This is a genomic window from Collinsella sp. CLA-AP-H1 (assembly GCF_040092945.1).
In the GTDB taxonomy this organism is placed as follows: domain Bacteria; phylum Actinomycetota; class Coriobacteriia; order Coriobacteriales; family Coriobacteriaceae; genus Collinsella.
In genome coordinates, this window is sequence record NZ_JBBNKO010000025.1 from 1 (window position 1) to 13,450 (window position 13,450).

Annotated in this window: 10 protein-coding genes; 5 read left to right on the forward strand and 5 right to left on the reverse strand. The window is 59.6% G+C overall.

What is annotated here, in order from left to right:
* Window positions 1–350 precede the first annotated feature (350 nt).
* Together AAAV44_RS09605 and AAAV44_RS09610 are read left to right on the forward strand one after the other, a co-directional pair.
* Window positions 351–1,232, forward strand: a complete 882-nt coding sequence (locus tag AAAV44_RS09605) for an aldose 1-epimerase family protein (RefSeq protein ID WP_349115446.1) — start codon at window positions 351–353, stop codon at window positions 1,230–1,232.
* A gap of 56 nt (window positions 1,233–1,288) precedes the next feature.
* Window positions 1,289–2,224, forward strand: coding sequence for a hexose kinase (locus tag AAAV44_RS09610; RefSeq protein ID WP_349115447.1), 936 nt, complete (start codon window positions 1,289–1,291; stop codon window positions 2,222–2,224).
* Between the two features lie 257 nt (window positions 2,225–2,481).
* Here the strand turns inward: AAAV44_RS09610 and AAAV44_RS09615 are convergent, their stop codons facing one another.
* The 3 genes from AAAV44_RS09615 to AAAV44_RS09625 form a co-directional block, all read right to left on the reverse strand.
* Entirely contained in the window at window positions 2,482–3,783 is a 1,302-nt protein-coding gene (locus AAAV44_RS09615) for an AAA family ATPase (RefSeq protein WP_349115448.1), read from the reverse strand.
* 310 nt (window positions 3,784–4,093) lie between these two features.
* The gene (locus tag AAAV44_RS09620) at window positions 4,094–5,722 is read right to left on the reverse strand and encodes a UDP-glucose--hexose-1-phosphate uridylyltransferase (protein ID WP_349115449.1); all 1,629 of its coding nucleotides are present in this window, start codon (window positions 5,720–5,722) and stop codon (window positions 4,094–4,096) included.
* On the reverse strand, window positions 5,713–6,918 hold the full coding sequence (locus tag AAAV44_RS09625; RefSeq protein ID WP_349115450.1) for a galactokinase family protein: 1,206 nt from the start codon (window positions 6,916–6,918) through the stop codon (window positions 5,713–5,715). Before AAAV44_RS09625 ends, AAAV44_RS09620 begins: the two co-directional genes overlap by 10 nt.
* Before the next feature lie 383 nt (window positions 6,919–7,301).
* Here AAAV44_RS09625 and AAAV44_RS09630 point away from each other — a divergent pair, with 383 nt between their 5' ends.
* Both AAAV44_RS09630 and AAAV44_RS09635 read left to right on the forward strand, forming a co-directional pair.
* Complete coding sequence (locus AAAV44_RS09630) at window positions 7,302–8,288, forward strand: LacI family DNA-binding transcriptional regulator (RefSeq protein ID WP_320678107.1); 987 nt, start codon at window positions 7,302–7,304, stop codon at window positions 8,286–8,288.
* 129 nt (window positions 8,289–8,417) lie between these two features.
* Window positions 8,418–9,578, forward strand: coding sequence for an FprA family A-type flavoprotein (locus tag AAAV44_RS09635; protein ID WP_320677910.1), 1,161 nt, complete (start codon window positions 8,418–8,420; stop codon window positions 9,576–9,578).
* Window positions 9,579–9,646: 68 nt separating this feature from the next.
* On the opposite strand, the gene AAAV44_RS09640 is transcribed toward AAAV44_RS09635, so the two are convergent.
* Window positions 9,647–10,450, reverse strand: a complete 804-nt coding sequence (locus AAAV44_RS09640) for a DeoR/GlpR family DNA-binding transcription regulator (protein ID WP_320677909.1) — start codon at window positions 10,448–10,450, stop codon at window positions 9,647–9,649.
* 335 nt (window positions 10,451–10,785) lie between these two features.
* Here AAAV44_RS09640 and AAAV44_RS09645 point away from each other — a divergent pair, with 335 nt between their 5' ends.
* Complete coding sequence (locus AAAV44_RS09645; protein ID WP_022095149.1) at window positions 10,786–11,643, forward strand: class II fructose-bisphosphate aldolase; 858 nt, start codon at window positions 10,786–10,788, stop codon at window positions 11,641–11,643.
* 705 nt (window positions 11,644–12,348) lie between these two features.
* Here the strand turns inward: AAAV44_RS09645 and vsr are convergent.
* Window positions 12,349–13,338, reverse strand: a complete 990-nt coding sequence (vsr, locus tag AAAV44_RS09650; RefSeq protein ID WP_320677908.1) for a DNA mismatch endonuclease Vsr — start codon at window positions 13,336–13,338, stop codon at window positions 12,349–12,351.
* Window positions 13,339–13,450: the final 112 nt, after the last annotated feature.

The following is a 13,450-nucleotide window of genomic DNA, read 5'->3' on the forward strand; positions in this document are numbered from 1 at the left end:
CTCCCAACCTCGTTGCGGCGCGGCTGCGCCTATGGCACTTCAACATCATTGTCGCAGCCCCGACCCGCGGTCACGAGCGGGGGCTCCTATCTTTTTAGTGCCCTCGGATTGGGTCATAGTGTCTGACGTTGGGGGTACCTGTGGGGTTACCGCTGTTGTTGCGAAGCTTTCTGGTTCAGTAAGCTGCTCCGATAACACGTTTGCTTGCTGAGCTTGTGGGCTTCGTTTTGGCGGGACCCAGTATTCTGCAGCTTTTCAATTGACGGCTCGCGTTTCTGTGAGGGGGCGCGGGCCGGTTTTCTATCAGCCCTATTGACTTGGCGGGCTGTCATAAGAAAGGGAAGGCTCCTATGGAGTTTGTTCTTGATAACGGCTCTGTCCGCATTGCGTTGAGCACGGCTGGCGGATCGTTCACTTCTATTGCGGCCAACGGCCGTGAGTACCTGTGGCAGGGTGACCCGGCGGTCTGGTCGGGCCAGGCACCCATTTGTTTCCCGATCTGCGGCGGCCTTCGCGACGGTCACGCAATGACCATGGGCGGCCGCGAGATTAAGCTCGCCCGTCATGGCTTTGCTCGCAAACAGGAGTGGAAGCTCGAGGAGCAGGGCGACAACATGGTCGCGCTGAGCCTAAGCTCTGCCGACCATGCCGAGTTGCTCGAGCAGTACCCGTATCCGTTTAAGATCGTTGCTCGTTACATGATCGATGCGGAAAAGGTGGCTGTGTCGTACGAGGTGACCAATGAGGGCACCGAGGACATGCCGTTCTTTGTGGGCGGTCACCCTGGCTTTAAGTGCCCGCTTGACGAGGGCGAGTCCTATGACGACTACGAGCTCCGTTTTGAGCAGCGCGAGGCCGCCGAGCTCTGTACTGCCGTTCCCTCGACGGGCCTGATTGATGTTGAGCATCGCAGCAAGAACCCGATGGTTGGCCATGACCTGCCGCTGACGCACGAACTCTTTGACTTCGCAGAGACCATCTTTGACGTGCTTGAGAGCCGCGTGGTTACGCTGACCAAGAAAACCGAGGACAAGGGCGTGCGACTAACGTTCCCCGATATGCCGTACCTGATTGTGTGGAGCAAGCCCGAGGGTGACTTTGTGGCCGTGGAACCGTGGGGCGGCCTGTCCACCTGCTCCGACGAGGACGATATTCTGGAGCACAAGCGCGGCTGCCTGGTGGCCAAGCCGGGGGAGACCGTTACTCGCGGCTTTGAGATCGAGATCCTTTAACGAGCTATCGTATGTTTGGGGCCGCGCGTGTCGTGCCCCGGAAACAGGAGTTCAATATGATTCTGACCGTTACCATGAACCCGTCGATTGATACGCGCTATCAGCTCGACAAGTTGATCATCGACGACGTGAACCGCGTGACGCCCGAAAAGACCGCTGGCGGTAAGGGCCTCAACGTGAGCCGCGTGTTGCTGCAGCTGGGCGACGACGTGCTCGCGACCGGTCTGCTCGGCGGCCACATGGGTGCCTATATGGCCGAGCTCATGGATGCTGACGGCGTCAAGAACGAATTTGTGCCCATTGCCGGTGAGACGCGCATCTGCCTGAATATCCTGCATGAGGGCAATCAGACCGAGCTGCTGGAGAGCGGCCCGCAGATCGCCCCGGCCGAGCTCGAGGCCTTTACGGCCAAGTTTGCCGAGCTTGCAGCGAAGGCGGACGTCGTGACGCTTTCGGGCTCGCTGCCGCGTGGCGTCGATGCCGGCTACTATGCCGACCTCGTCAAGATCGCCGAGGAGGCGGGCGCCAAGGTGCTGCTCGACACCTCGGGTGCATCGCTGGAGGCCGCGCTGGAGTCCGACGCTAAGCCTGAGCTCGTAAAGCCCAACCTGACCGAGACTAACGGCCTGCTGGGTACGTCCTTTACGACCGATGATGTCGATGCCCTGCGCGAGGCGCTCGCCGCCGATGACCGTTTTGCCGGTATCCCCTGGGTTGTCGTTTCGATGGGCGCTGCCGGTTCGGTTGGCTTCCATGAGGGTCGCGCGTTCCGCGCCAAGACGCCCGCGATTGCGGCTGTGAACGCAACGGGTTCCGGCGACTCGACCATCGCCGGCTTTGCACATGCCATTGCTGCTGGCGCCGACGACGTCACGGTGCTCAAGACCGCCAATACCTGCGGCAAACTCAACGCTATGGATCCCAAGACCGGTCACCTGGTCATGGACCGCTGGGACGAGATCTACAACAACGTTGAAGTAACGGAGCTTTAGGGTTACGCGGTTTTACCAAACCGCGTAACGGCTCGACGCTGCGCGGGCCGCATTTGGACAATCTGACGTTCAACTTCAAGGGCGCGATCAGAAGGTCAGCGCCCTTTCGTTTCACGTCACCTTGTCTCAAATGCGGCCCGCTCGCTGCCGTTGCCAAAACATCGGCGTTGCCTTGCTTCGGGAATGCGGCAGATAGAGACGTTCCTTTTTTGCCGGCAGTTTGGGACACTCCTTACGGGGCACCCCCTCCACAGCGCCTATGCCAGCTTGTCGATTTGCCCAATCTCCCAGAGCGGAATATTGACGAGCGTGCCTTCGTCTCTATATGCCGCTAACGATGTTCTCACGCAGCGCTCGAGCTTGAACTTCTCGCAGGCAATCCTCAGGCTCTTTGCTTTGAGATTCTCTGCCGCCTTGACCTCGAGCGGAAGCACGGTCCCCGCATGGTCGACGGCAAAGTCAGTCTCTGCATTGCCGGAGGAGGATGACCAATACGCGGGAGTATTGCCTTGGAGCAAAAGCTCCTGTGCGACGTATTGCTCGGTCAGCGAGCCTTTGAACTCCGTAAAAACAGCGGGCCCGTTCAGAACAATGGCTGGCGTGAGGCCGGAGAGTGCTCCGAGGATGCCGGTGTCGATGCAGAACAGCTTGAAGCCCGAGAGATCCTCGTAGCTTGTGAGCGGTGCTCTTAGGGCGGAAACACGCGGTACCTTATGAACGATTCCATAGTCCATGAGCCACTGGAGGCTTTCCTCAAAATCGCGTGCGCGCGCCCCGGGACGAAGCGCGCCGTAGACGAACTTCTTGTTTTCCTTTGCGAGCTGGCCGGGAAGGGATTTCCAAACCAGCCTCATGCGCTCGACGATGCGGGCTGGCGCATGCTTGCCAAAATCGGATTCATAAGCTTCGATGATTTGCTGCTGAAGCCTGCGGGCCTCGATGAAATCGTGGGAGGCGGCGAAAGCGGAGACAACTTCTGGCATGCCACCGACAACGAGGTATTCCTTGAGCAGGCGCTCGAGCTTTTCGGAAACATTCGCCAGCAGGTCCATGTCTGCGGCAAGGATGGCATCTGCGAGCGGATCGCCATCGACGGCACGAACGAACTCGACAAACCCCATGGGGCGCATGGTAAGCTGGTCGATCTTGCCGACGGGGAACGACTCGTTTTCGCGTCGGAGCGCGAGCCCCATATAGGAGCCGGCTGCCATGATATGGTATTCCGGCGCCAGCTCGTTGAAGTATTTGAGCGAGGTGATGCCACGCGGTGCCTCTTGGATTTCGTCGAAGATGATGAGCGTGTCTGTCGGCGTTATGGTCTGGCCGCGCAGGAGCTCTATCTGGGAGATGATGCGTTTGGGGTCAAGGCTTCCGTCGAACAGCGAACGTGCGCCCGGTTCGAGCATAAAGTCAAAACGGATGACGTTTTGATACTGCTGGCCTGCGAATTCGTTGAGAAGCCAGGTTTTTCCCGTCTGGCGGGCCCCCTTAAGCAGGAGGGGCTTGCGGTTTGCCCTAGATTTCCAAGCGATGAGTTCGTCCATTAGCTGTCGCTGCATACTGCCCCCTAACGATCATGGTTAGTATAAGACCGTCTTGGTCTTTCCATCGAAAAATGTGGGAGTAAACCACGTTTTTCCATCGAATAATGTGGGAGGTAACCACGTTTTTCCATCGAATAATGTGGGGTTTAGGTCGGCACCTGGGGCGCTCCTTCTCTGCCGGCAGTTTGGAACACTCCTTGTTTTGGTGCAAATTAGCTACCCTTGCATCAGAAAACGGCGCCCGCCGGCGATGTTTCCGGCGGGCGCCGTTGTCGTGTAGGTGGCTATGTCGTGGGGGCTGCCGTTGAGCGTCCGGGTCTGTGCTCTACAGCGAGTCGATAAAGCGCTGCTGGGCGGCGCGGCCGGCTTCGTCCCACTTAAAGACGCCGGCGTTGTCGAGCACGTGGCCAAACACCACGCCGACCTCCTCGTGCAGGATATCGATGGCGTTATCCGCTGTAAGCTCGTCGGCGCGGCGAGCAAAGACGTCCTCGGCCCACGCGGCATGGCTGCGACAAAGATCATCGCCCTCGAGCGCACCGGCAAGATCGTAGCTGGCATCGACCTTGGCTGCCAGCAGATGCTCACGGACAGCGCCAAGCTCGGGAACCAGGCGCGGCGGCAGAATGGCCAGGCCCATGACCTCGATCAGGCCGATGTTCTCCTTCTTAATGTGGTGGTACTCGGCATGCGGGTGGAAAACGCCTAGCGGGTGCTCGTCGGTCGTGATATTGCAGCGAAGCGCCAGGTAGGCCTCGTAGATTTCGCCGCCGGCATTTCCGCGAGAGTCGACGCGGCGGATGACGGGCGTCACGGTGTTGTGCGCCACGCCGTCGGCTGTGTGCGCGATGACGCCCACAGACTCATCGGTCCACTCGCGCCAGGCGAGGATAATCTTTTCGGTGGCGTCGAGCAGCTGGGCGCGGTCGTGCGAGCGCAGTCGCAGCACCGAGAGCGGCCACTGCAGCACGGTACCGCTAACCTGATCAAATCCGGGCACGCTAAACTGCGAGATCTCGGCGGCGTGCATCATGGGGAACTCGTGCGCGCCGCCCTGGAAGTGGTCGTGCGACAGAATCGAGCCGCCCACGATGGGCAGGTCGGCGTTGGAGCCAATAAAGTAGTGCGGGAACAGGTCGACAAAGTCGAGCAGGCAGGTCAGACCCTTGCGGTCCACGTGCATCGGGCGATGCTCGGAGCTCATGGCAATGCAGTGCTCGTTAAAGTACGCGTACGGGCTGTACTGGAAGCCCCAGCGCTCGCCGTCGAGCTGGATGGGAATAACGCGCAGGTTCTGACGGGCGGGATGAGCGCCGCCGTCGGCTGCGGCGGAGCGTCCGGGGTAGCCCTCGTTCTCGATGCAGAGCTGACAGGCGGGATACTTCTCGCCCGTGTTTTTGGCGGCACCGGCTGCGGCAATATCGCGCGGGTCCTTTTCGGGCTTTGACAGGTTGATAGTGATCTCCAGGTCACCCCAGTTGGTGGGGGTGTTCCATTTGATATTGCGCGCGATGGCGGCGCGGCGCACGTAGCCGGCGTCGCAGCACAGACCGTAGAACCAGTCGGTCGCGGCGCGGGGCTCGTTGACGCCCATGCGGCCGTCGAACTCCTCGTTTACAACCGAAGGCCTCGGCATCAGCGCGCCCATGATGCGCATGGCGATGCGGTCGCGGCCCGACGCCGTGTCCTCGGCGGCGCCGTTGGCAACGGCGGCCTCAGCAAGCGCGGCGAGCGTGCCCTCCAGGTCAAAGTCGGGCAGGGTATCGGGGTGCAAGAGCGAGAGTTTCTCAACTTGGAGTGCCCAAGTCATGTCGAGTGCGGGGCCCGTGGCGCCGATGCACTCCAAAATGGTGTTGTATGCCCAGATGCGATCGTCCTGGCCGATCATCGATCGGTGGATAGCGTACTCGATCAGGTTCTGCGCGGCCTCGCGCACGTCGGTCATTACAGCCATGCCGCGTAAGCCCCCTTGTCAGAAATCGCGTAGTGGCGGGCAGAGCCCTCGCCCAGCCAGCCGTTCATCTTGGCAATGAAGGTGTCGACCAGATCGAGCGGCACGAAGGCCTGGATGGTACCGCCAAAGCCGCCGCCGTGAATACGAACGGCGCCACGGCCGTCGAGCACATGCTCGGCAAGAGCAAGTGCGTACATGGAAGGCTGCTCGGCACCCAGTTTGGCAACAACATTCTGCAGGTACATGGCGGAGCTGGCGCCGGACTCGCGCGTCAGGACTAGGAACTGGTCAATGTCGCCGGCGTTCAGAGCTGCCCAGCGCTTGTCGACCAGACCGTTCTCGTACCAGTAGTGAACGGCGCGCAGGCAGGCACGGTCGCCCAGCTTGGCGCGCAGCTCGGGGAGCTTGGCGTCAAAATCGGCAACATCGACCTCGCACAGGCGTGCCTTGCCAAACTCGGCGGCGACGTCTTGCATCTCGCGCGGAACGGCAGCGTAATCGTCGGTGGCGGCCACGTGGTCGGCACCAACCTTAACGAGCACGAGCGCATAGCCGTGATCCTCAAAGTTGAGTTCGAGCTTCTGGGTTTTAGGCTGAGCCTGGTCCTCAAAGTCCATGTAGGCGAGGCCGCCCAGGCACACAGCGGCCTGGTCCATCAGACCGCAGGGCTTGCCGTAATAGTTGTTCTCGGTGCGCTGGCTCATCTGGGCGAGCGCGACGGGCTCGATGGCGGGTGCTCCCCAGAGCGTCTCCATGGCGCGACCGTATGCCGCCTCGACAGCAGCGGAGCTGGAAAGGCCGCCGCCCGAGGGGACAGAGCAGGTGAAGGCGAAGTCGAAGCCCTGGGGCTCAACGCCCAGAGCAGCGATTTCGTGGGCCATGCCGCGGACGAGGCTCGCGGACGTGCCCTTCTCGGACTCCTGAACGTCTAGCGTGTCGAGCGCGATTTCAAACGTGGGATAGCCCTCGTCGGCTACGCGAACCTTGTTGGAATCGGTTGCCACGGCGATGCCGTCAACGGCGACATCGAGCGAGCCGGCGATAACGTGGCCACCCTCGTGGTCAGTGTGGTTGCCGCTGATCTCGGAGCGGCCGGGCGCGTGCACGTAGAGCACCTGGCGGTCGCCGATGGGGCCAAACTCCTCTTCGAACAGCTTGGTGAGCGTGGCGAATGTCTTTTCGTCGGGGGTGGTCATGGGAGTCCTTTCCTTGGCGCGCCCGGGTGGGTTTTGCGTCGTTATGAGTACGTTAACAACTTGTAGCGGTATGAATCAAGTGTTCACGATACCGCACGTTACGGGCTATGTTAACGTACTCATAACACATCGCTTGTCACTTTTTGAGAATCTGGTAATCGGTAGAAATACAGCCGTGAACGGTACTGCCGTATGGACTTATAAAGCAGAAGAGATGCGGATTGAAAAAGTAGAGTACGTTAACATGCGTCCGACGATAGCGGGCCTCGGCGCGGGGTGTATTTCTGCCCGGGCCGGCATGCACGCTATTCAGATCTCGCAACGGTGAAGGTGATCCTGTGGCAAGGCGCCCGTCCAACGATACAGGTACGCGTCCGGTCTCCATGGCTGACGTCGCCCGCGCTGCCGGCGTTTCGCAGCAGACGGTTTCGCGCGTCGCCAACGGCTTGCCCAACGTTAACGAGCAGACGCGCCAGCGCGTGCAGGCTGCTATGCAAGAGCTCGGCTTTCGTCCGAGTTACGCCGGTCGCTCGCTGCGCGACGGCCGTTACCATTCGGTCGGCCTATGCATCAACGATGTCACCAAGTTTGGCAACCTCTCAATGATCGACGGCATCGCCAGCGCTGCTCGCGAGCATAATTGCGCCATCACGCTGGTCGAGATGTCCAAGACTGAGGAATTCTCGCTTGCCGAGGCCACGCGTCGTATGGCCGCATTGCCGGTGGACGGCATCATCATCGGCATGAGCCGCATGGCGCCCGATTTTGAGACGTTTGATCCACTGCCGGGCATTGGAACGGTCATCGTTACCATGTACGCGCATCCGCGCGTGACTACGGTCGATTCCGACCATTACGGCTGCTCGCTCTTGCTTATGAATCACCTGTTTAAGCTGGGGCACGGGCAGATTCGCTATATTGGCGGCCCGTCGTTCTCGGTCGACGAGCAATTTCGTCGAGCCGGTTGGCAGGATGCGCTCGAGCGTAAACACATCGAGCCGGCAGAGCCGCTCGAGGGCGACTGGTCTGCCAACAGCGGCTACGAGGCCGGCAGGTACCTGGCCGAGCACGATTGCACCATGACGGCGATTTACGCGGCAAACGACCAGATGGCAAATGGCGCGATTGCAGCGCTGCGCGATAGCGGCCTGCGCGTGCCCGAGGACGTGAGCGTGGTGGGTGTCGACGATTCGCTCGATGATTTTGTCGCGCATAACGAGCTCACGACCGTTCGATTCGATTTGCATCAGCGCGGACGCGAGGTATTCGAGCATGCGGTTCCCGAGGCGGGTACGGCGGGCAAAACCGTTGCCATTCGTATTCCCGGCCAGCTCATTATTCGACATAGCACGGCGATACCACGCTCATAGTTTGCGCAGGTAAACGGCGATTTATCGTATTTCAATAACAATCGGTAAGGATGCCGGCAGATAACAGTTGGAATGCTGCCGAGTGCTATGATAGACGGGTTATTTTGTCTATCTAGGAGGCTTTGCCTGATGGAGATCACCAAGGATATCCGCTACGTTGGCGTCGACGATCACGACATTGACCTGTTCGAGGGCCAGTACGATGTGTCCGAGAATGGTATGGCATACAACAGCTACGTTATCTTGGGCGAGAAGATCGCTGTCGCCGATTCGGTCGACGGTGGTTTTGTCGACGAGTGGCTCGGCAACCTCGAGGCCGCGCTCGATGGACGTACGCCCGACTACCTGGTTATCCATCACATGGAGCCCGATCACTCTGCTGGCATCGCCGCCTTTATGGAGCGCTACCCCCAGGCACAGATTGTGGCCAGCATGGGTGCCTTCCGCATGATGGTCAACTACTTTGGCACCGACTACCCCGAGCGCAAGATGGTCGTCAAAGAGGGCGACGTGCTCGATCTGGGCGGTCACAGCCTAACGTTTGTCGGCGCTCCCAACGTTCACTGGCCCGAGGTGATTTTCTCCTACGAGTCTACCGACAAGGTGCTCTTTAGTGCCGACGGCTTTGGCAAGTTCGGCGCCAACGACATCGAGGACCCGGAAGGCTGGGCTTGCGAAGCGCGCCGCTACTACTTTGGCATCGTCGGTAAGTTCGGCAAATTCGTGCAGACCGTGCTCAAGAAGGCCGCCGATCTGGATATCCAGATCATCTGTCCGCTCCATGGTCCTGTTCTTACCGAGAATCTGGGCTATTACCTCGACACCTACAACACCTGGTCGAGCTATCAGCCCGAGGACGAGGGCGTCACGATTGCCTATGCGAGCGTGTACGGCCATCTGAAGGCCGCCGTTGAGGAGCTTGCATCTGCGCTCGAGGCCCGCGGCCAGAAGGTTTCCGTCTTTGACTTGGCTCGCGACGACATGGCCGAGGCCGTTGAGGATGCGTTCCGCTATGACCGTCTGGTGCTCGCCTCCATCACCTATCAGGGCGAGATCTTCCCGTTCATGAGCACCTTTATCCACACGCTTGCCGAGCACGCCTATCAGAACCGTACGGTGGCGCTCGTTGAGGCCGGCTCCTGGGCGCCCACCGCTGCCAAGGTTATGACCAAGGAGCTCGAGGGCATGAAGGACATCACCCTGGCGCAGAACAAGGTGACCGTGCTGGGCTCGCTCAACGACGCCTCGCGCGCTCAGATCGAGGTTCTCGCCGACGAGCTGTCCAAGTAGCGACACTTTCACTTTTGACGCTCAAACCACCACAAAGGGGACAGGCACCTTTGTGGTGGTTTTTGTTTTTAGATGCGGGCGATGACGAGGGCTGGACGTGCGCTGTCAGTGGCTTCGGCGATTGATGTGGCGACGGCATCGTCGGGATCACGGTCCATCACGATGGTGTCAACGTCGGCAAGCTCGGCAAAACGGTACATGCCGCGTCCGTTGACCTTACTGGCGTCCATGAGGGCGACGCTTTGATGGGCCGCGGCGATCATAGCCGTTTTAGTCTCGGCCATCTGGGGAAAGTCGGTCGTAAAGCCGCAGCTGGGGACAAAAGCGCCAGGGCACATGACGGCAAGATCGGCATGGACCATTTGGAGCGCTTGCATAGTGAGCGGTCCGTACAAATAACGATGGCCTTTGCGCAACGCCCCGCCCAGCATGACGACATCGACCGAGGGCATGCTCTCGTCGATGTAATCGGCAATGGTAATGTCTGCTGTGATGACGGTGATACCGTCGCGTTGATCGAGGAGCCGGACGAACTCGAGCGCCGTGGTGCCCGAGTCGACGAGCAGCGTGTCGCCGTCATTGACGAGCTCGATGGCGCTTTGCGCGATGGCCTGCTTGGCGGCGACGTTGACATTGATGCGGCGATCCTGCGTGGAGACGGTCAGACGTTTGTGGAGTGATACGGCACCGCCGTGCGTGCGGCGCAGCTTGCCTGCTTCGGCGAGCGCGTCCAGGTCGGCGCGGGCGGTGACGGAGGACACGCCAAAGGTCTGGGCGATTTCTGCTACCTGCACCGAGGCATTATGATCGAGCATTTCCATAATGGCGGTACGGCGTTCGTCGGCGAAAGCTCGGGTTGTTGCGTGGGCCATATCTGCTCCATCATCGTCTGAAATTTGCAGGAATTGTGTTGACTCTATTTTCGTTCATTTTCTTTTTGAGTAAGAAAACACCTTTCGATTACTTATCTTTTCTATAAAAGAAAGACGCTGAACGCCCAAAATTCAATATCGAACATGTTCACTCGGCTCAAATTTCTTCCGTTTGCTTTTCAAAAATGACTGTATTGACCTGCATGGGCTCAATATCTCGCACGTGCAAAGCTGCTGAATTTCATACAATGAGCGCAGCAAAACGCAAGGTAAAATGCCTTGTGAACAACTACGCCCGATGTCCAGATGCGGGCGAGGGAGAGGAGCAAACGCTCATGGCACTTGTTACCACCGAAAAGATGCTCAAGGACGCTCAGGCCGGCCACTACGCTGTTGGCGCTTTCAACGTCGAGAACCTCGAGTTTGTTATGGCCGTTCTGGCCGCTGCCGAGGAGACCAAGTCCCCCGTCATCATGCAGACCACCCCGGGCACCATCAAGACCGCTGGTCTGGACTACTTCTACGGCATGGTCAAGGCTGCCGCCGAGCGCGCTTCCGTGCCCGTCGCTCTGCACCTCGATCACGGCGATGGCTATGACCGCTGCATGCAGGCTTTCCGCACGGGCTACACCTCTGTCATGATCGACGGCTCGCACGAGTCCTTCGAGGACAACATCGCCCTGACCAAGTCCGTCGCCGACGCTGGCCGCGCCATGGGCGTGCCCGTCGAGGCCGAGCTCGGCAAGGTTGGCGGCAAGGAGGACGACGGTCCCGCGGTTGAGGGCGAGAGCCCCTACACCGATCCGGCCGAGGCCAAGGAGTTCGTCGAGCGCACCGGCTGCACCTCTCTCGCTATTGGCGTTGGCACCAGCCACGGTGTGTACACGAGCGATCCGCACATCGAGCAGTCCGTGGTCAAGGCCATCCGCGACGCCGTCGACGTGCCGCTGGTTCTGCACGGCACTTCCGGTGTGCCCGATGAGCAGGTCGCCGAGGCCGTGAAGAACGGCATCTGCAAGGTTAACTACGCCACCGAGCTGCGTCAGGCTTACACCAAGGGCTTCATGGCCTACATGGCCGAGAACCCCGCCTGCTTCGATCCTAAGAAGCCGGCCAAGGAGGGTATGCGTGAGATCACCGAGCTGGTTAAGATCCGCATGACCAACCTTAACTCTGTGGGCAAGGCAGAGTAACAGCAAGGGTACTCCGACTCGCTACATATCCCGGGGAGGGACGAGGGCTTAGTTCCCCAATCGTCCTCGGGCATGCAAAAAGCCTCGCTGCACACTTCGTGCGGCGAGGCTTTTTGCCCCCTGCGGAAAGATTGGGGAACTAAGCCCTCGTCCCTCCCAAGGTGACCTGCTCGAGATCGTCGCCCTTGTGGCGTTAGGGCGGAAATGGGTGGGGCGTTAGGGCTTCTTTGCTGATGGGGGATTAGTATGCCCGGGCTTGGTTGGGGAAGGTTTTGTCTAGGGATGCTTGGAGCTTTTCGAAGGATGCTCGTAAGTTGAGGCTCTGATCGGCTGAGCGCTTGGTTTTTGTGGTGGGGGAGTCGAGGAGACCGTTTCTCTGTGTCGGGGGGAAGGAGAAAAGGTTTGCATATTTTAGGGATGGCTGCTGTGCTGCGTCATTGGAAGAATGCATGCTTATGCGGCCTCCTCGATGTCCACCAATAGATTGCGCTCGGGGTATGCTGCTAGGTCCCGTGCGTTGGCAGTATTATGCCGCGGCTGCTGCAAAGAAGCGCTAAAGAAAGGCTTAACCTGGTTTGGTGTTACGATGAAGCTGCAGGTCAGAGGTATCGAATAACACTTTTGAAAGGTTTTGGGCTTAAGGGCTTTCTAAGGTTTGTGGCGCGGATGTGGCTCGCCTGTGTGGGGCGTGTGGATGGCTCGTTCCTAGCGCTGCGGCTCTGCGGCGCGCACCTGCTCGATGACCTTTTCCATGGTGGCGTCGATGCGGTCTTTTTTGAGTTCGCATTCCCAGATGGTTATGGGTGTCCAGCCCATTTGAGTGAGCGCTGCCACCGCGGCGCGATCGCGCTCGACGTTGCGACGGAACTTTGCCTCCCAAAACTCAACGTTGCGCTTAGGCTGGCTCGGGTTGCACTTGGGGCAGCGGTGCCAAAAGCAACCGTTGACGAAGATGGCGATCTTGCGGCCGGGAAAGGCGATGTCGGGCTTGCCAGGAACCTTCCATTCCAAGCGATAACCCGTAAGGCCCGCTGCGCGCAAGCGCTGGCGAACGAGCAGCTCGGGCTTGGTGTTTGCACGCTTGTTGCCCTTCATGGACTTTTTTATAGCGGCGCGACGGCGCACGAGTTCGCGCTCGTCAGCGGAGAGGTCCGAGGTATCGATGCCGTCGAGCAGACCTGGTTTGGGACGCTTTTTGCTGCGGCGCTTAGGTGCGCGCTTGGGCCTGGAAGCGGGCTCGTCGTTCGTGGTGGCCTCGGCGTCGTTGGCAGTGCCGTTGGCCTCAAGCCGATCTTCCTTCAACTCAATCAGAGCATCGATAAGCCCTTTGTCGGCGGGCATCCACTCAACCGTGGCAAGCGAGGTGCGCGGAATCCAGCGGATATCGAGCTGCCGGTCGTGTTTCTGGGGCTCGCCGGACTCATCGGCCAGCGAGCAGTAATAGCACTCCATGGAGAGATGAAAATCGGGGTAGTCATACTCAACGGTATAGAAATCGCGCAGGTTGGTGACTTTTACCTGCAGCTCTTCCATAAGCTCGCGGCGCACGGCATCCTCAGGCGTCTCACCGCGCATGAGCTTGCCACCGGGGAACTCCCAAAGTCCTTGCATGTCGCCATAGCCGCGCTGCACGGCCAGCAGCTCGTCGGACCCATCCTTGCGAATGATCCCAGCAGCAACATGAACGGTCTTCAACAGGAGTCCTTTCTCAACGGCGACAATCGACGGGGTAACTAATTTGGGACGTGTCTATTTTGACTACCTTTGCGATGATTTTTCTGGGACGGGATTAAAAAAGGCTCTGTTA